This window comes from Streptomyces sp. NPDC088261 (assembly GCF_044740805.1).
GTDB lineage: Bacteria > Actinomycetota > Actinomycetes > Streptomycetales > Streptomycetaceae > Streptomyces.
Window position 1 is genome coordinate 194,953 of the sequence record NZ_JBIURL010000002.1, and the last position, 17,488, is coordinate 212,440.

The window sequence follows — 17,488 nt, forward strand, 5'->3', positions numbered from 1 at the left end:
TGCTCGGGGAACATCCCCGCAGGCGCGGGGAGCAGTCGCCGGCGGCGACGGCGCTTTCGGAGTAGAGGGGAACATCCCCGCAGGCGCGGGGAGCAGCTGCTTGCAGAGTTGGCCGCCGAGGAGGCGGAGGGAACATCCCGCAGGCGCGGGGAGCAGACTGCGTGACCTGCGGTGTTACCGCCGGGTGTGGCTGTTCTCGTGCAACTTCACCAGATTTGACAAAAGGTACATTAATCCTTTTTGCTTCGAGTGGTTGTGGAGGCCGTTTGATCGTTTCCGTCTGCTCGCCCGATCGTACGACTCGGTCGGCGTGTCCTTGTGCCCCTACGTGAATCTGACGGAAAGCGGGGCGGTTCTCCCAAAGTGGCCCTTGAGCCGGTGACTTGCCTGTACGTATCTGGTCATGACGAGTAGCGGGGAGGCCCGTCGGGGTCTTGGGGGAAGGCTTTCGGGGCCGGTGCGGACCGTGTGGGCCAAGCATGACCGGGGCAGTGACGGCTGGCTGCCGCTGTGGCGGCATATGGAGGACAGCGCCGCTGTCGCGGGTCTGCTGTGGGACCGGTGGCTGCCCGTCAGTGTCCGGGATCTGGTGGCGGAGGCGCTGCCCGGTGGGGACGAGGACGCGCGGCGACTCGTGACGTGGTTGGCGGGTGTGCATGACATCGGGAAGGCGACACCGGCTTTCGCGTGCCAGGTCGATTCGCTTGCCGACGTCATGCGTACGGCGGGGTTGGAGATGCGTACCCGGCGGCAGTTCGGTCCTGATCGCAAGGTCGCGCCGCACGGGATGGCCGGGCAGGTGCTGCTGGGGGAGTGGCTGGAGGAGCGGTACGGGTGGACGGTGAAGCAGTCGGCGCAGTTCGCTGTGGTCGCCGGTGGTCATCATGGTGTGCCGCCGGATCATGGGCAGTTGAAGGAGTTGCTGGACCGGCCTCATCTTCTGCGTACTCCCGGCGTGAGCCAGGCGGTGTGGGCGCGTGTGCAGGGGGAGTTGCTTGACGCGTGTGCGGAGGAGTTCGGCGTAGGTGAGCGGCTGGGCGTGTGGCGGGCGGTGAGGTTGCCACAGCCGGTTCAGGTGTTGCTGACCGCGGTGGTGATCGTGTCCGACTGGATCGCCAGCAACCCGGAGTTGTTTCCGTACTTTCCGCAGGAGATCCACCGCACCGGTGAGGAGCGGGTGGCCGCGGCCTGGGCGGGGTTGAGGCTGCCGGCGCCGTGGCGGGCTCGGGAGCCTGCCGGGGACGTGCAGGAGTTGTTCTCGTCCCGGTTCGATCTGCCCGCCGGGGCGACGGTCCGTCCGGTTCAGGAGGCTGCCGTGCGGCTGGCGCGGGAGATGTCCCGGCCGGGGCTGATGGTGATCGAGGCGCCGATGGGGGAGGGGAAGACCGAGGCGGCCTTGGCGGTTGCCGAGGTTTTCGCGGCTCGTAGGGGGGCGGGGGGCGTGTTCTTCGCGCTGCCGACCATGGCGACGGGGAACGCGATGTTTCCGCGTCTGCTGGACTGGCTGGGGCGCCTGCCGGCCCAGGAGGGTGCGCGGCTTTCGGTGCTGCTGGCCCATTCGAAGGCCGCCCTGAACGAGGATTTCGCCGGGCTGATGCGTACGAGCCGGCAGAGCGTCGCGGCCGTCGACGTCGACGCGGACACCGATGCCCGAGTGTGGCGGCCGTCGGACAGGGACCGGACCGCCCCGGCCGAGCTGGTGGCGCATGAATGGTTGCGCGGGCGGAAGAAGGCGATGCTGTCGTCGTTCGTCGCCGGGACCATCGACCAGTTGCTGTTCGCGGGCCTGAAGAGCCGGCATCTGGCGTTGCGGCACCTCGCGGTCGCCGGGAAGGTCGTCGTGATCGACGAGGCGCACGCGTACGACACGTACATGAGCGTGTATCTGGACCGGGTGCTGTCGTGGCTGGGGGCCTACCGGGTGCCGGTCGTGGTGCTGTCGGCGACTTTGCCGGCGGCCCGGCGCCAGGAGCTCGTCGAGGCGTACGCCGGCACCGACACCGGAGGTGACGGGTTCGAAGCCGTGGGGAAGGCTGATGGCTATCCGCTGGTGACGTCGGTGCGGCCCGGGGAGGGGCCGGTGATCGTGATGCCGGAGGCTTCCGGCCGCGGCGGTGAGGTCCACCTGGAGCAGCTCGACGACGACCTGGTGATTCTCGCCGACCGGTTGGCTGTCGAACTGGAGGACGGTGGAAGTGCGCTGGTGGTGCGCAATACCGTTCGGCGGGTGCTGGACACGGCGCGGGTGCTGCGCGAGCGGTTCGGTGACGCGCAGGTGACCGTCGCGCACTCGTGTTTCGTCGATGTGGACAGGGCGGCGAAGGACGCCGACCTGCTGGCGCGCTTCGGGCCCCCGGAGAAGGCCGACGGGCGGCGTCCGGCCGGGCGGCACATCGTTGTCGCGAGCCAGGTCGCCGAGCAGTCGCTGGACGTCGATTTCGATCTGCTGGTGAGCGACCTGTGCCCTGTCGACCTGCTGCTCCAGCGGACGGGGAGGCTGCACCGGCACCAGCGCGGGGAGGGGCAGAGCGAGCGGCCCCGGCGGCTGCGTACGGCTCGGTGCCTGGTCACGGGCGTCGACTGGTCGGCCACGGTGCCAGCTCCGGTGCGCGGGTCGGTCGCGGTGTACGGGGCGTACGCGCTGCTGCGTTCGGCGGAGGCGCTGCTGCCGCATCTGGCGGGCGGGCGGCGTCCGGTGCGGCTGCCGCAGGACATCAGCCCGCTCGTCCAGGCCGCCTACGCGGACCGCTCCGACGGGCCGGCAGGCCCGGAGGGGTGGGAGGAGGCGATGGTGAAGGCGTTGGAGCGGCATGAGAAGCATCGTGCGGACCAGGCCGAGCGTGCGGATGTGTTCCGTCTCGGCGAGGTCGGCCGGGCGGGGCGTTCGCTGCTGGGCTGGATCGCGGGCGGTGCGGGTGACGCGGATGACACCCGTACGGGTCGGGCGCAGGTTCGTGACAGCAAGGAGAGCGTGGAGGTCATCGTCGTCCAGCGGCGCGACGACGGCTCGCTGGCCACGCTGCCCTGGCTGGACAGGGGCCGGGGCGGGTTGGAGCTGCCTCTGGACAGGGTTCCCTCGCCGGGCGCGGCACGGGCGGCCGCCGGGTGTGGGCTGCGGTTGCCGATCCAGTTCTCGAACCCGGAAGTGATGGACCGGGCGATCGCCGAACTGGAGGAACTGTACGTACCGGCCTGGCAGTCGAAGCAGAGTTCGTGGCTGGCCGGGCAGCTGATTCTCGCGCTCGACGGCGATTGTCAGACCCATCTGGCAGGCTTCGCCCTCCGATACAACCAGTCCGACGGCCTTGAGGTAACGCGTGCCTGAAACAACCGAATTGAGCGAGGCGGAAGCCGGGTTATCGTTCGACCTGACCGACCGCCCCTGGGTCCCGGTCCAGTGGCTGGACAGGACGGAAGACGAACTGTCCCTGTCCGAGGTGTTCACCCAGGCGGCCCGGTTACGGCGCCTGGCGGGTGACCTTCCGACGCAGGAGTTCGCACTGCTGCGGCTGCTGCTCGCCGTCGCCCATGACGCCTTCGACGGGCCGCGGACCATCGACGACTGGGCGGACCTCTGGGCAGACCCCGACTGCTTCGCAACCGTCCCCGCCTATCTGGCCCGGCACCGGCAGCGATTCGACCTGCTGCACCCCACGGCCCCGTTCTTCCAAGTGGTCGGCCTGCACACGGCCAAGGGCGAGGTTTTCTCGCTCAACCGCATCGTCGCGGACGTCCCGAACGGCGAGCCGTTCTTCACCAGCCGGATGCCCGACGTCGCCCGTCTCGGCTTCGCCGAGGCCACCCGCTGGGTCGTTCACGCCCACGCCTACGACACCTCCGGGATCAAGACCGGCGTCGAGGGCGACGACCGGGTCAAGGGCGGCAAGGTCTACCCCCAGGGCGTCGGATGGGCCGGCACGCTCGGCGGGGTCTTCGCCGAAGGCAACGACCTGCGCGAAACGCTGCTGCTCAACCTGATCGCCGCCGACACCTCCGGCATCCGCTTCGGCCAAGGTGACATGCCGGCCTGGCGCCGCGAACCGTGCGGCCCCGGCGCCACGGGACGCCTGCGCCCCTCGGGCGTGCGGGACCTGTACACCTGGCAGACCCGCCGACTGCGCCTCCACTTCAAGGCGGACGGCGTGCACGGTGTCGTCCTCGGATACGGGGACCCCCTCACCCCGCACAACATGCACTCCTACGAGCCGATGACCGGCTGGCGGCGCAGCCCCGCGCAGGAGAAGAAGCGCGGCGAGCCCGTCGTCTACCTGCCGCAGGAACACGACCCGGCCCGCTCCGCCTGGCGCGGGCTGGCCGCCCTGATCTCCAACCCGATCACGGGAGCCCAGAGCGCGGAGGCGGCAGCCCGGCTTCGCCCCGGTGTCTTCGAGTGGATCGCCCGGCTCGTCACGGAAGGGGAACTGGACAAGGGGTTTCTCATCCGGGCCCGCGTGGTCGGTCCGGTATACGGCACCCAGCAGTCCGTCATCGACGAGGTGGTCAACGATCACCTGTCGATGGGCGTCGTCCTCCTGCACCAGCGGGACCGTGAGTACGCCCAGCAAGCCATCGACGCGGTCGCGGACGCCGAAGCGGCAGTCAGAACTCTTGGCGATCTCGCTAGCGACCTGGCCCGAGCCGTTGGAGCCGATCCCGATCCCGCGAAAGACATTGCCCGGGATCTCGGTTTCGGTGCTCTGGATGGCCTTTACCCCATCTGGTTGAGGGAGTTGACGGATGAGGCGGATCCGTACGAGTACCGCACGGTGTGGCAGCGGCGGGTGTACCGGTGCGTCATCGGCCTGGGCGAGCGGCTGCTGACCCACGCCGGTGACGCGGCGTGGGAGGGCCGCACGGTGGAATCGAAGACCGGCACCGAGTGGCTCAACTCCGCGCTGGCCGACGGGTGGTTCCGCTCCCGCCTCAGCAAGGCCCTCGGCGACCCCTTCCCCACAGCCCCGCCCACCGATGAGCCCGCCGGCCCGCCATCCGGCACGCACCCGGCCGGTCCTGACTTCTCCCCGAAGGTGCCCGCATGACCACCACCACGCTCACCGCCCGGCAACGGGTCGGGGCAGTCACCGGCGCGATCATCGCTCCGCTCCAGTGGGGCTACCTCAACGACCGGCCCGAGGCGGTGGCCGCTCTGGCCCGGCTGCGCCGAGGCGCCGGCAAGCAGTTCTCCGAGATGCCCGACCTGTGGGGCCTGGCCGACACCAGGCCGCTGCACGCACCGCCGGCAGACGGCGGCCGTGTGCTGCGCGAGGACGAGCTGATCCGCGCCGAGGACGCCGTACATGTTGCCCTCACCCTGTGGGCCTTGCATCAGCAGTCCCAGAGCCAGGGCATGCACCAGGCTCACCGGCCGACAGCTCCCCGCGGCCTTGGCGCGGCCGTACGGCGCCTGATGCCCCCGAACGAGATCGCGGAGCCGCTTCGTAAGCGTCTCGTCCGCGCCGGGAACGCCGCAGATCTGCCCGCCGTGGCGCAGCGGCTGCGCGACCTGGTGGTGCTGCTCCGCGCCGGGGACGTGCAGCTGGACTACGCGCTTCTGGCGGAGCAGCTCTACCACTGGCAGGAACCGGGCGGCCGGGATGCTGTGCGCCGTGAGTGGGGGCGCTCGTTCCAGGCGGTTCGTGCCTCCGACGACACCTCGGGCAAGGCCCCGGGCTCGTCTGCTCCTGCCGGCACCACATCCCCGTCGTCCGGCGACTCCACCGTGGCGAATCCCGGCGACAACACCGGCTTCACCGACTCCATCGACAAGGACGCCTCGTGAACAACCGCATCTTCCTCGACGTGCACGTGTTGCAGACCGTTCCGCCCAGCAACCTTAACCGGGATGACACGGGTGCTCCCAAGTCGGCCGTGTACGGGGGTGTGCCGCGGGCCCGGGTCTCCAGCCAGGCGTGGAAGCGCGCGACGCGCGCGTACTTCAGCGACGAGCACCTTCTTGACCCGAGCGAGCTGGGTGTCCGTACGAAGAAGGTCGCCGAGCTCCTCGCGGCCCGGATCACCGGACTCGATCCGGCGATCGAGGGGCCTGCTGCGCTTCTTCTCGGTGCCGAGGTCGTCCAGGCGGCGACCGGGTCCAAGATCGAGGTGCCCAAGCGGAAGGCCGACGCGGCGAAGGACGGCGAGCCCGTACCGGCGCCGGAGTCGAAGTACCTGATGTTCCTCAGCGCCCGTCAGCTCGACGGCCTGGCCGCGCTGGCCGTCGAGGGCAAGGCGGACATCAAGGCGTTCCTCAAGGACAAGGAGGTCAAGGCCCGGGCCAAGAAGATCGCCGACACCCTGCACTCCGTCGACATCGCGTTGTTCGGGCGGATGGTCGCGGACTCCGCGGACATCAACGTCGACGCGGCCGTGCAGGTGGCGCACGCCATCAGCGTGCACCGCGTGGACAACGAGTCCGACTACTACACCGCGGTCGACGACCGGAACACCGACGCGGAGCCCGGCGCCGGAATGATCGGCACGGTCGACTTCAACTCCGCGACGCTCTACCGGTACGCCGCCCTCGGGGTGCACCAGCTCGCGCGGAATCTCGGTGAGGGCCTGCGCGACGACGAGCCGCGTACGGTCCCGGTGCGCCGGGCCGTAGAAGCTTTCGTCCACGGCTTCGTCTCCTCCCTGCCCACCGGAAAGATCAACACCTTCGGACACCACACCCTGCCCGACGTGGTCATCGTGAAGCTCCGCGCCACACGGCCCATCAGCTTCGTCGGGGCCTTCGAGGAACCGGTCGCGGCCCTCCAGGGAAGCGGGCACCTGCGTGAGGCGTCCGACCGCCTGGCGGAGTACATCCCCGACGTCGAGCGGGCGTACGGGGATGAGGAGTCCACGCTCACCTGGGTGCTGCGGGTCGGCGCGAACACCGAGAAGCTCGCCGGCCTTGGCACCCAGTCCGTCAACCTGACCAAGCTCGTGGAGTCGGTGGGGCAGGCGGTCACCGAACGCCTGGAGAAGCTCGCATGAGCGTGCTCACCCTGAGGCTGGCCGGCCCCCTGCAGTCCTGGGGGGCCTCGGCCCGCTTCGTACGACGGACCACCGAGGCCGCCCCGACCAAGAGCGGCGTGATCGGTGTCCTCGCCGCAGCGCAGGGCCTGGAGCGGGGCGACGACACCGGGCTGGCCCGGTTGGCCGCACTGCGGTTCGGTGTCCGTATCGACCAGCCGGGCACACGCGTACGGGACTTCCAGACCGCTCACCATGCAGTCACCGGCAAGTCCATGCCGCTGTCGGAGCGCTTCTACCTCGCCGACGCCGTCTTCGTCGCCGCGGTGGAAGGCGACAGCGCACTGGTCGAAGAACTTCACGCCTGCCTGCGAGCACCGGTCTTCCTGCCCTACCTCGGCCGCCGCTCCTGCCCACCGGTCCTCCCCCTGGAGCTGAACGTCCGTCACGACGTCGACATCGAGGGAGCGCTGCGGGAGGAGCCGTGGCAGGCGGCGAGGTGGTACCAGAACCTACGGCGTCGCGACGAAAGGGTCCCGCTGGCCGTCCTGCGGGAAACAGTTGCTACTGATCCCGGTGCCGATGTCCTGCGCGACCAGCCGTTGAGCTTCGCCACCGAGCACCGCCGTCACGGGCTGCGCACCGTCGTCAGTTCGGGGGTCGAGGTGCCAAACCCGATGGCCGCCCGGGCCCGCAGAGCCGGCTCCCGTACGGTCCCGTCGCACGAACCCCTTGTTCCTCTTGAGGAAGACGCTCTTTGATGTATCTGACTCGATTCCGTGTGAACACCGCACGCCCGGGGGCGCGCCGGCTTCTCTCCTCGCCACAGTCGTTGCACGCGGCCGTCATGACGTCGTTTCCCGGTCTCCTGCCGACCGCGGCCGACTCCCCGAGGGTGCTGTGGCGCCTGGACCACAATGCCCGGGCCGAGGTGTTCCTCTACGTCGTCAGCCCGGCCCGGCCCGACCTGACCCACATGGTCGAACAGGCCGGCTGGCCAGCGGCCGCCCTCGATCCGGAGACCCCGGGGTGGCAGAGCCGCCCCTACGGCCCGTTCCTCGACCGCCTCACCACCGGGGATACCTGGGCCTTCCGGCTCACCGCCAATCCGGTCCACAGCATCCGCCGCAAGGACGGCGAACCGACCAAACGCACCGCCCACCGCACCCCCGTCCACCAGCAGGGCTGGCTCCTCGAACGACAGGAGCGTTCCGGGTTCCGCATCGTGGAGAAACCGGCGGACAGGCGCCTGCTGCCCGCAGGCACGACACACAAGGGGCACCCTCACCCAGGGGACGCCTACGAATTGTCCGTACGCGATCCCCGCGGCCTCTCCTTCGCCAAGTCCCATGAGGGGACCGCCGGACGGGAGCGGGTGACGGTGGTGACCGTGACCTTCGACGGACGCCTCGAAGTCACCGATCCCGAAGCCCTGCGCCGCACCCTCGTCCAAGGGCTCGGGAAGGCGAAGGCGTACGGGTGCGGCCTGATGACGCTTGCCCCGCTCCCCGCCCCGGCCGGGTAGAGGCGATGGCGACAGTCGGAAAGCGGACGGCGCTCACTCCCCGGCACCTCACCCGTGTCGGGGAGCGGCTCTCCTTCGTCTACCTGGAGCGCTGCGTCGTCCACCGCGACGCCAACGCGATCACCGCCGAGGACGCGGACGGCACCACCCACATTCCCTCCGCCACCATCGGCACGCTCCTGCTGGGGCCCGGCACCCGCATCACTCACCAGGCGATGAGCGTCCTCGGCGAAACCGGGGCCGGCGTCGCCTGGGTGGGGGAGCACGGGGTGCGCTACTACGCCGGCGGCCGGGCACTCACCCGCTCCTCCGCCCTCGTCGAGGCCCAGGCCATCCAGTGGGCCAACCAACGCTCCCGGCTGGCCGTGGCACGGGCGATGTATCGGCTGCGTTTCCCCGACGAGGACCCGTCCGGACTTACCCGCCACGAACTCCTCGGGCGGGAAGGCACCAGGGTCAAGGACTGCTACCGCGCCCAAGCCGCCCGTACCGGCGTTCCGTGGCGCGGCCGGAACTACACCCCCGGGGACTTCACCAGCGGCGATCCAGTCAACCAGGCCATCACCGCGGCCGCCCAGTGCATGTACGGCATCGCCCACGCGGTCGTCTCATCCCTCGGCTGCAGCCCCGGACTCGGCTTCGTCCACTCCGGCCACGAACTGTCCTTCGTCCTGGACATCGCCGACCTCTATAAAACCGAGATCGGCATCCCCCTCTCCTTCGACGTTGCTGCCGAAGGAGAGGACGACGTCGGCCCGCGCACGCGGCGCGCTCTGCGCGACCGGATCAATGAACAAGGGCTGCTCAACCGCTGCGTCGACGACATCAAACACCTCCTCCAGCCGAACAGCCCCCGATCGACTCCTGCTGAGGAACAGGACCGGGTCGCGCTCCAGACGGACGGCGGAAGGCAAGTCGAAGCCGGCCGCAACTACGGAGACGCCGACGAGGCGGTCATCTGGTGACCGTCATCGTCCTCACCAACTGCCCGCCCGGACTCCGTGGCTTCCTCACCCGCTGGCTGCTGGAAATCTCCGCAGGCGTCTTCATCGGCAACCCGTCAGCAAGGATCAGAGACGCCCTGTGGGACGAGGTACAGCAGTACGCAGGCCAAGGCCGCGCGCTTCTGGCTCACACGACAAACAACGAACAGGGCTTCACCTTCCGCACCCACGACCACGCCTGGCACCCGATCGACCACGAAGGTCTGACCTTGATCCGACGACCGGCCGAGAACAACCGACCGGCACCGATCGGTCCCAAACCAGGCTGGAGCAAAGCATCTAAGCGCCGCCGATTCGGCGGGAGAGGCTAACGAGTATGTGCATTTTAGGAATTTTGCCGGAATCGACGAAGTTGCTCGAACTCCGGACCTGCTGCCGCTAAAGCCGCAGGTCACCGAGTCTGCTCCCCGCGCCTGCGGGGATGTTCCCGACGAACCCTCCTACTTCACCTGCTACCTCACCTGCTCCCCGCGCCTGCGGGGATGTTCCCGCCCAGCGGGTGCTACCGGTCTGTGTACGGTCCTGCTCCCCGCGCCTGCGGGGATGTTCCCCCTCGGTTGGACTTGGACGGTGGCGGGACGGTCTGCTCCCCGCGCCTGCGGGGATGTTCCCCCGTCTGGGGTTGGGCCCCTTTGGTGTGAGCACTGCTCCCCGCGCCTGCGGGGATGTTCCCGGCTCCTGCCTAGGAGCCGACAGAACATGGGACTGCTCCCCGCGCCTGCGGGGATGTTCCCGGTAACCGTGGGCCCAGAGGCCGAGGACGGCGCTGCTCCCCGCGCCTGCGGGGATGTTCCCCACCACATCGACCTCGAAGTCCACCACGAAAGCTGCTCCCCGCGCCTGCGGGGATGTTCCCATCAACCCCGGTGATGTCGTCACCGCCGGCGGCTGCTCCCCGCGCCTGCGGGGATGTTCCCCTGGCAAGACTCGCACCGCCGCACGGAAGTCGCTGCTCCCCGCGCCTGCGGGGATGTTCCCGCGGAGTGGTCGCAGCTCGTGTCCGAGAAGTTCTGCTCCCCGCGCCTGCGGGGATGTTCCCCAGTCCGTGAAGTCGACACTCAGCTCGCCCGACTGCTCCCCGCGCCTGCGGGGATGTTCCCAACACCGTCGCCATGTCGCACCCGAACACTTTCTGCTCCCCGCGCCTGCGGGGATGTTCCCGAATGCGTGCTGCGCATTCCGGGGGACGATCCCTGCTCCCCGCGCCTGCGGGGATGTTCCCGGGTGCGGGTACCGCAGCCACAGCATCTCCTCCTGCTCCCCGCGCTCGCGGGGATGTTCCCCACCGGATCCTCCACGTCGGCGGCTACCGGGGCTGCTCGGGGTCGGTGCGGCCGAAGTCGCGTAGGGACAGCAGTGCGGCGATGTTGGTGATGGCCCTGGGACTGCCCACGACGGAGCATTTGGAGAAGGTTTTGTCGGGTTCGTTGCGTTCTTTTTATGGGTGGTGCAGTCGGCGGGGTCGATTTATGCGGTCTCGACTTTGGGGTTGATCTGCTTGAGCCGGACGAGGAACAGGTCACTCCAGCGGCCGGCGAGCTCCGCGAGCACGCTGAGCATCCGGAACATGGCGCGGCCTTCCATGGTGGAGGTGTCGATGCCCTGCTCGATGACGTGCAGGCCGATCCCGCGCTCGCGCGGCTCGGCGCCGAGGGGCACCAGGTGTAGGAGGGAGCGGGAGAGCCGGTCGAGTCGGGTGACCTTCAGCGTGTCGCCCTGGCGCCTCAACTGCATGACGAGATCGAGCTTCGGGCGGGAGGCTTTCGCGCCGCTGGCGGCTTCGACGTGGATGTTGTCGCGGTCGACGCAGTTGCGGAGAAGCACGTCGATCTGGTGGTCGGGGTTCTGGTCGGCCGTCGAAGTGCGGCAGTAGCCAAGAAGAATTGTCGGAAACCACCCCAACGACCGTTCACCAACGTTGATTTTCCGACGCGGGTTGTCGACAGTGCCCACCTGCGGGTTCGTGATCACGGGGCCGAGTTTCGACAGACGGTCGTTTGCAGACGCTTCCGGTCCGGGCCTCGGCTGGACATGTCCCCCAGAGGGCCAGGTGTCCGAGTGTCGTCTACTCATCCGACGAGTCGTTCCCGGGCGTACTCGTGTAGCTCGACCATCGGCTGCTCGACCCGGTTCGCCGAGTTCGGCGAATCGCTGAGTGCTGGCGTTGTGGCGCGTATTCTGCGGTGGTGATTGGATTCGAGCGTCTGGCTGTCTTCCTGACCGTGGTGACCGTACTGATCGCAGTGCCGGGGCCGAGTGTTCTTTTCGTGGTGAGCCGGGGGGTGTCGTTGGGGCGGCGGGCCGCTGTGTCGACGGCGGTGGGGAACGAGGCGGGGCTGTTTGTTCAGGTGGTGCTGGTGGCGTTCGGGCTGGGAGAGGTGCTTGCCCGCTCCTATCTGGTGTTCTCGGTTCTCAAGTTCGCCGGTGCTCTCTATCTCGTCTATCTCGGTGTCCAGGCATGGCGGCACCGCAAGCTGCTGATGGTGCCGGAGAATCAGGGCGGGGCGGACACAGGGCGGCCGGGGCGGGTGTTCCGGGAAGGGTTCATCGTCGGAGTGAGCAATCCCAAAGGGCTGCTCATCTTCGGTGCGGTGCTGCCGCAGTTCGTCGACCCCTCGGCGGCGAACGCGCACGTGCAGTTGTTGCTGCTAGGGATGATCTGCGTCCTGATCGCGCTGATTTCCGACGCCACCTGGGGCATCCTCGCCGGCACCGCCCGCAACTGGCTTGCCCGATCCCCTCGTCGGCTGTCGTGGATCGGCGGGGCGTCGGGCGTCGTGATGGTCGGCTTGGGCGTCCAGCTGGCGTTCAGTGGGCGTGACTGAGCGATGACGATCGGGGTGTGTCAGGCGCCCAGGATTCCGCCGGTCAAGTAGTCGACGGCGTTGCGGTCGATGATCCGGCTGCCGGGGCTGCGGGCAGCGGCCAACCAGGTTCGTCCAGGACGCCAGCAGCCGGGCCCGAGCGGGAGAGCCGGGGGAAGTTCGGTGCCCACCCGAACGCACCGGACCACGGGGCCGAGACCGTGGGTAGAAGGTCGGGATCAGGTTGCTGTTGAGGGGCAGGGTCGTTGGAGGGGGGTGGGCGGCGTTCTCAACCCGACCACTGGGCCCGGGTGATGCCCAGCTCGTACGCGACCGCGACCGCGCTGGCCCGGTTGCGCAGACCGAGCTTGATCAGCAGGTTCTGTACGTGCGTCTTGACCGTACTTTCGCTGACCACCAGTTCACTGGCGATCTCGGCGTTCTTCATGCCGCGAGCCAGGAGCGTGAGGACCTGCCGTTCACGGAGCGTGAGCAGGTCGAGCGTGATGTGGTGGGCGGACTGTCTGCGGGGTGCCGCCCGGTCGGGCTCGCCCAGGTCGGGTACCCCGATCCGGTAGCCGCCGGAGACGAGTCTGATGGCGGACACCAGGAAGTCCGGCTCCTCCCAGGCGAGCACCGTACCCCCGGCCCCCAGTTTGTCCGCCTCCACCTGGAGGGGGCTGTTGGCGTTGTTGGTCAGCAGCAGCATGCGTGAGACGCCGGCACCGGAGTAGTGGACGGCCCGGTGCATCAGTTGCCCGACGTCGATGGACCGGCAGGCGGTATTGATGACGAGCACGTCCAGGGACGCGTCGAGCGTGGCCTCGAGCGCCGCCGAGCTGTCCCGGGCACTGCCGACGAGGACGAGGTCCGGATAGCCGCGCAGTACGTGTGCCAGCCCGGCGTGCACCAGGCTGGAGTCGTCGATGAGGAAGATGCGGATCGGTTCCGGCGTCCCACCGCCGATCATGTCGCCCGATGTTGGATTCTGGTCGGATCGAGCCTCTGACACAAGCCCCCCTGCGCCGTGAGCACGGCAAATGGTCAGAATCGAACAGCTCCTCATCTTGCCTCACGACCCCGGGTCGGCGAGGCTCTGTTTTTCGCCATATTTACTTGTCAAGTGCATAAGGCAGGAGCTGGTCCTTTAGGCCTAGCTCGTTCGGTGCGCGGGGCCGCCGCGATCCAGCCGAACTGCCGAAGAAACCGCCCGCCGACCCCGCTTAGGGTCACGAGTCATGACACAGAGCGTGGTGATCCTGGGTGGCGGCACGGCTGGGTGGATGACGGCCTCCTACCTGCGGGCGGCCTTCGCAGACAGCGTCGACGTCACCGTGGTGGAGTCCGGGCGGATCGGCACCATCGGGGTGGGGGAGGCCACCTTCAGCACGGTCCGTCATTTCTTCGACTATCTGGGCCTCAGCGAGGCCGACTGGATGCCCGAGTGCAACGGCACGTACAAACTGGCGGTACGTCTGGAGAACTGGCGGGCACCAGGCACGTACTTCTACCACCCGTTCGAACGGATGCGGGTCGTCGACGGGATACCGCTCACCGACTGGTGGCAGAAGGTGGGTGAGACGAGCCGTTTCGACCGAGACTGCTTCCTCATCCCCTGGCTCTGCGACGCCAAGGCGTCCCCGCGGTACCTCGACCATCGACTGTTCGAGCAAAACTTCGACGAGGACCCCGACCGTCCGCTCTACCGGACCACGCTCGCCGAGCAGAACACCCAGTTCCCCTACGCCTACCACTTCGACGCCTCCCTCCTCGCCGACTTCCTCAGCCGTTACGCCGTTCGGCGCGGCGTCCACCGGATCATCGACGACGTCGTCGACGTACGCCTCGACGAGCAGGGCTGGATCGAGGGCCTCGTCACCCGCGAGCACGGCGAGCTGACCGCCGACCTCTACGTCGACTGCTCCGGCTTCCGCAGCCGGCTGCTCGGCGACGCCCTGGACGAGCCGTTCGTCTCCTTCCAGGACGCCCTCCCCAACGACCGCGCGGTCGCCCTGCGGGTCCCCGTCGACACCGTGGCCCAGGGCATCCGGCCCTGCACCACGGCCACCGCCCAGGACGCCGGATGGATCTGGACGATCCCGCTGTACGACCGGGTCGGCACCGGATACGTCTACGCGAGCGACTACTGCGAACCGGAGGAGGCCGAGCGCGTCCTGCGCGACTTCGTCGGGCCCGCCGCGACCGACCTGGAGGCCAACCACATCCGGATGCGGATCGGCCGCTCGCAGCGGGCCTGGGTCAACAACTGTGTGGGCATCGGACTCGCCGCCGGGTTCGTCGAACCCTTGCAGTCGACCGGGATCTTCCTCATCCAGCACGCCATCGAACAACTCGTCAGGTACTTCCCCGGCACCAACCGCGACCCGGTGCTGCGCGATACCTACAACCTCAGCACGGCCCGCGCTATCGAGGGCGTCCGCGAGTTCCTGATCCTGCACTACCGGGGCGCCGCCCGTGCCGACAACGAGTACTGGCGCGACGCCAAGAAGCGCGCGATCCCCGACGACATGGCCTCACGCCTCGAACAGTGGCAGAGCAAACTCCCCGACAACGACACCACCTACCCCTACTACCATGCCTTCGAGCCCTACAGCTACGTCTGCATGGCCCTCGGCCTCGGCGGCATCCCGCTGCACCACCCGCCCGCGCTGGACCTGGTCGACGCCCGTGCCGCACGGGCAGAGCTGACCCGGGTCAGGGAACAGGCGCGGAAGCTGGTCGACACCCTGCCCAGTCAGGTGGAGTACCTCGCGAGGCTGCGCCGATGACGCTCGCCCTGCACACCCTGGCGGTGCTGGCCGTGGTGCTCCTGGTGGCCCGGCCGGCCCGCCGTGCGGCGGTCCTGGCAGGCCAGCCGCCCGTCATCGGGGAGATCACCCTCGGCCTGGTCGTCGTCCCTCTGCTGACCATGGGGGCCGGGTCCGACGTCGTCGACACTCTGCTGCCGGCCGACGTCACCGACCATCTGCACACCCTCGGCCTGGCCGGTCTCGCGCTGTACCTGACGGGTGTCGGGCACAGCGCACGGCCGCCCCGCGACGAAGTGTCGCCCCGCTCGTACGGCTGGCTGCTGGCGGGCTCCCTGCTGCCGGGGCTGCTGGCCGGGGTGCTGCTGGCGGTCTGGGTCCACTGGCGTGACGTCCCCGGGGAGCGCGGTACGGCGCCCACCGCGGCGCTGCTCCTGCTGCTCGCCGCCGCGTTCGCCGTCACCGCTGTGCCGGTGCTGGCGCGGATCCTCACCGACCGGGGGCTCGTGAACACGACCCCGGGCCGGCTCTCCCTCCTCGTCGCCGTCGGCATCGACGCCCTGACCTGGCTGGTCCTGACCGCCGCGCTGGCCACCGCGGCGGGGGGCGGCGGGCAGCTCGTCCGGGCGGTCGCGGTGATCGTGGGCGGGGTGGTGGCGGCCGTCCTGCTGCGGCGCCTGCTCGTCCGGGCGGGCGTCGGCAGATTCTGCGGCCGCCGGCCGGTCGCCGCCGTGCTCCTGCTGGGCGCGCTCGCGGTCGGCGCTGCCCTGGCCACCGAGCGGGCGGGGCTCACCGCGATCTTCGGCGCGGTCCTGGTCGGGCTCGCCGTCCCCCGGGACGGTGCACAGGGGCCGCGCACCAAGGCCGTCGGGACCGTGGAGAGGTACGGGCTGCTGCTCGTCCCGGTATTCTTCGTGACGACCGGCCTCCAGATGTCCACCCACGGTCCTGACGGTTTCTCCTGGCTGACCCTCGCCCTGGTCCTGCTGCTCGCCACGGCGGCCAAACTGGGCGGCGGCTACGCAGGTGCGCGTGCCGCAGGGCTGACGACCGGGACGGCGCTGCGTTTCGGGGTGCTGATGAACACCCGCGGCCTGACGGAGATCGCCGTCCTTCAGGCCGGGCTGTCGGCCGGCATCCTCTCCTCCGGGCTCTTCCTCTCGCTGGTGCTGATGGCGCTGGTGACCACGGCCGCCACCGGCCCGCTGCTTTCGTACGCGGACCACCGTCACCCCCACCCCGGCATCCCGCCCCGACCCGCGTTCGAGGAGCTGTCCCATGACGACGCCTGACACGGCCGCTCCCCGGGAAACAGCCACCCCTCGGGAAACCGTCGGGTTTGAGGAGACGAGCGCGGGTGAAGGCGACTTCAGGGCGCTGATGTCCCTGTTCCCGACCGGCGTCGCGGTGATCGGAGCTCTGGATGACGCCGGCCGGCCCTGGGGGATGACCTGCTCATCCCTGTGCAGTGTCTCCCTCGACCCGCCCACGCTCCTGGTGTGCGTGCGCAGCGGCAGCCCCACCCTGGGCGCACTGGAGCGCGCCGGGACGTTCAGCGTCAACCTGCTGCACCACTCCGCCCGGGACGTCGCGGAACTCTTCGCCTCCGGCGACCCGGACCGCTTCCACCGGACCGCCTGGCATCTGCCCGACGCGACGGCCGCCGGCCCGCACCTGCGCGACGCCGCGCACGCCGTGGGCGACTGCCGGGTCGAAGGCGTGCGACGGGTCGGCGACCACACCGTCGTGTTCGGCCGGGTGGAGCGAGTCAGCGTCGGCGCCGGGCCCCAACGCGCCCCGCTGTTGTACGGGTTGCGCCGGTATGCGATATGGCCGTCGGGCGATAGCGTGGCGGACCCCGGTCGGCCCTGGCCGGCGCCACTCGACGAGGAGTAAAATGTCGCAGCCCGAGAAGTCCACCGGTGTCCAGTCGCCAGAGGAGGTGCTCCGCACCTCGGGGGTTCCGTTCACGGTCCTCGACCACGTTCCGATCGTGGGACAGACGGACGCCGAGACCAAACTCGGCCTCGCCACCGAGCAGTTACTGAAGACCATGGTCTTCAGGACGGCCGACGGCGGTTTCGTCCTCGCCGCCCTGCCCGTCACCGGCCGCGTCCACTACGGCCGGCTGGCCCGCGCGGCGGGCGTCTCCCGCTCCAAACTCCGCCAGGCTGAACCCGACGAGCTGAGCCTCCTGGGCATGGAACCGGGTGGCGCGAGCCCGGTGTGTGCCCGGACCGGCGTCGTGACCGTCTTCGACGAGTCGGTGACCCGCATGGGCACCGTGTACTGCGGCAGCGGACGAGCGGATCGGACGGTGCGGATTGAGGCGGCGCAACTGATCGAACTGGTGGAGCCGAAGATCGAGGAACTGTCCTCGTGAACCGTTGAAGGCGGTGCGGACCGGCTGTCCGGCCCGCACCGCCTTCC

Annotated in this window: 15 protein-coding genes and 2 CRISPR repeat arrays (1 of these 17 cut by a window edge); of the genes, 13 read left to right on the plus strand and 2 right to left on the minus strand. The window is 69.4% G+C overall.

Features of this window, described 5'->3' with window-relative positions; translation table 11 throughout:
- Positions 1–156: direct repeats of the CRISPR family, unit length 29 nt; unit sequence GGGAACATCCCCGCAGGCGCGGGGAGCAG; it begins 360 nt to the left of the window's first position.
- 247 nt (positions 157–403) lie between these two features.
- From cas3 to cas2e, 8 genes are read left to right on the plus strand one after another with little or no spacing between them, the layout of a single operon-like run.
- Complete coding sequence (gene cas3, locus ACIODU_RS04795; protein WP_401763915.1) at positions 404–3,325, plus strand: CRISPR-associated helicase Cas3'; 2,922 nt, start codon at positions 404–406, stop codon at positions 3,323–3,325.
- Complete coding sequence (gene casA, locus ACIODU_RS04800; protein ID WP_401763918.1) at positions 3,318–5,039, plus strand: type I-E CRISPR-associated protein Cse1/CasA; 1,722 nt, start codon at positions 3,318–3,320, stop codon at positions 5,037–5,039. Before cas3 ends, casA begins: the two co-directional genes overlap by 8 nt.
- Positions 5,036–5,779, plus strand: coding sequence for a type I-E CRISPR-associated protein Cse2/CasB (casB, locus tag ACIODU_RS04805; protein ID WP_401763921.1), 744 nt, complete (start codon positions 5,036–5,038; stop codon positions 5,777–5,779). The genes casA and casB overlap by 4 nt, the downstream gene beginning before the upstream one ends.
- On the plus strand, positions 5,776–6,978 hold the full coding sequence (gene cas7e / locus ACIODU_RS04810; protein ID WP_401763923.1) for a type I-E CRISPR-associated protein Cas7/Cse4/CasC: 1,203 nt from the start codon (positions 5,776–5,778) through the stop codon (positions 6,976–6,978). Before casB ends, cas7e begins: the two co-directional genes overlap by 4 nt.
- Positions 6,975–7,718 carry a type I-E CRISPR-associated protein Cas5/CasD gene (cas5e, locus tag ACIODU_RS04815; RefSeq protein WP_401763926.1) on the plus strand — a complete coding sequence of 248 codons (744 nt, stop codon included), beginning with the start codon at positions 6,975–6,977 and terminating at the stop codon, positions 7,716–7,718. The genes cas7e and cas5e overlap by 4 nt, the downstream gene beginning before the upstream one ends.
- Positions 7,718–8,482, plus strand: coding sequence for a type I-E CRISPR-associated protein Cas6/Cse3/CasE (gene cas6e / locus ACIODU_RS04820; RefSeq protein WP_401763928.1), 765 nt, complete (start codon positions 7,718–7,720; stop codon positions 8,480–8,482). The genes cas5e and cas6e overlap by 1 nt, the downstream gene beginning before the upstream one ends.
- A gap of 5 nt (positions 8,483–8,487) precedes the next feature.
- Positions 8,488–9,447, plus strand: a complete 960-nt coding sequence (gene cas1e, locus ACIODU_RS04825; RefSeq protein WP_401763931.1) for a type I-E CRISPR-associated endonuclease Cas1e — start codon at positions 8,488–8,490, stop codon at positions 9,445–9,447.
- A complete protein-coding gene (gene cas2e / locus ACIODU_RS04830; protein ID WP_401763933.1) occupies positions 9,444–9,797 on the plus strand; it encodes a type I-E CRISPR-associated endoribonuclease Cas2e in 354 nt (117 codons plus the stop codon). The genes cas1e and cas2e overlap by 4 nt, the downstream gene beginning before the upstream one ends.
- Positions 9,798–9,886: 89 nt before the next feature.
- Positions 9,887–10,769: direct repeats of the CRISPR family, unit length 29 nt; unit sequence CTGCTCCCCGCGCCTGCGGGGATGTTCCC.
- Between the two features lie 184 nt (positions 10,770–10,953).
- Here the strand turns inward: cas2e and ACIODU_RS04835 are convergent.
- Positions 10,954–11,457, minus strand: a complete 504-nt coding sequence (locus ACIODU_RS04835) for a recombinase family protein (RefSeq protein WP_401763936.1) — start codon at positions 11,455–11,457, stop codon at positions 10,954–10,956.
- A gap of 215 nt (positions 11,458–11,672) precedes the next feature.
- Here ACIODU_RS04835 and ACIODU_RS04840 point away from each other — a divergent pair, with 215 nt between their 5' ends.
- On the plus strand, positions 11,673–12,311 hold the full coding sequence (locus ACIODU_RS04840) for a LysE family translocator (protein ID WP_401763939.1): 639 nt from the start codon (positions 11,673–11,675) through the stop codon (positions 12,309–12,311).
- Positions 12,312–12,579: 268 nt separating this feature from the next.
- On the opposite strand, the gene ACIODU_RS04845 is transcribed toward ACIODU_RS04840, so the two are convergent.
- Positions 12,580–13,260 carry a response regulator transcription factor gene (locus tag ACIODU_RS04845; RefSeq protein ID WP_356419240.1) on the minus strand — a complete coding sequence of 227 codons (681 nt, stop codon included), beginning with the start codon at positions 13,258–13,260 and terminating at the stop codon, positions 12,580–12,582.
- A 268-nt stretch (positions 13,261–13,528) separates the two neighbouring features.
- Between ACIODU_RS04845 and ACIODU_RS04850 the strand changes: the two genes are divergently transcribed.
- From ACIODU_RS04850 to ACIODU_RS04865, 4 genes are read left to right on the plus strand one after another with little or no spacing between them, the layout of a single operon-like run.
- A complete protein-coding gene (locus ACIODU_RS04850) occupies positions 13,529–15,079 on the plus strand; it encodes a tryptophan halogenase family protein (RefSeq protein ID WP_401763943.1) in 1,551 nt (516 codons plus the stop codon).
- Positions 15,076–16,350, plus strand: a complete 1,275-nt coding sequence (locus ACIODU_RS04855; protein ID WP_401763946.1) for a cation:proton antiporter — start codon at positions 15,076–15,078, stop codon at positions 16,348–16,350. Before ACIODU_RS04850 ends, ACIODU_RS04855 begins: the two co-directional genes overlap by 4 nt.
- The gene (locus ACIODU_RS04860) at positions 16,337–16,954 is read left to right on the plus strand and encodes a flavin reductase family protein (protein WP_401763949.1); all 618 of its coding nucleotides are present in this window, start codon (positions 16,337–16,339) and stop codon (positions 16,952–16,954) included. Before ACIODU_RS04855 ends, ACIODU_RS04860 begins: the two co-directional genes overlap by 14 nt.
- Before the next feature lies 1 nt (position 16,955).
- Positions 16,956–17,441 carry a YbaK/EbsC family protein gene (locus ACIODU_RS04865; protein WP_356419229.1) on the plus strand — a complete coding sequence of 162 codons (486 nt, stop codon included), beginning with the start codon at positions 16,956–16,958 and terminating at the stop codon, positions 17,439–17,441.
- Positions 17,442–17,488: the final 47 nt, after the last annotated feature.

What these genes read in the sequence shown, in the direction of transcription:
- cas3 (WP_401763915.1), top strand. Translation starts at nt 404, where the DNA reads ATGACGAGTAGCGGGGAGGCCCGTCGGGGTCTTGGGGGAAGGCTTTCG.
- casB (WP_401763921.1), top strand. Translation starts at nt 5,036, where the DNA reads ATGACCACCACCACGCTCACCGCCCGGCAACGGGTCGGGGCAGTCACC.
- cas5e (WP_401763926.1), top strand. Translation starts at nt 6,975, where the DNA reads ATGAGCGTGCTCACCCTGAGGCTGGCCGGCCCCCTGCAGTCCTGGGGG.
- cas6e (WP_401763928.1), top strand. Translation starts at nt 7,718, where the DNA reads ATGTATCTGACTCGATTCCGTGTGAACACCGCACGCCCGGGGGCGCGC.
- cas1e (WP_401763931.1), top strand. Translation starts at nt 8,488, where the DNA reads ATGGCGACAGTCGGAAAGCGGACGGCGCTCACTCCCCGGCACCTCACC.
- ACIODU_RS04845 (WP_356419240.1), bottom strand. Translation starts at nt 13,260, where the DNA reads ATGATCGGCGGTGGGACGCCGGAACCGATCCGCATCTTCCTCATCGAC.
- ACIODU_RS04850 (WP_401763943.1), top strand. Translation starts at nt 13,529, where the DNA reads ATGACACAGAGCGTGGTGATCCTGGGTGGCGGCACGGCTGGGTGGATG.
- ACIODU_RS04855 (WP_401763946.1), top strand. Translation starts at nt 15,076, where the DNA reads ATGACGCTCGCCCTGCACACCCTGGCGGTGCTGGCCGTGGTGCTCCTG.
- ACIODU_RS04860 (WP_401763949.1), top strand. Translation starts at nt 16,337, where the DNA reads ATGACGACGCCTGACACGGCCGCTCCCCGGGAAACAGCCACCCCTCGG.
- ACIODU_RS04865 (WP_356419229.1), top strand. Translation starts at nt 16,956, where the DNA reads ATGTCGCAGCCCGAGAAGTCCACCGGTGTCCAGTCGCCAGAGGAGGTG.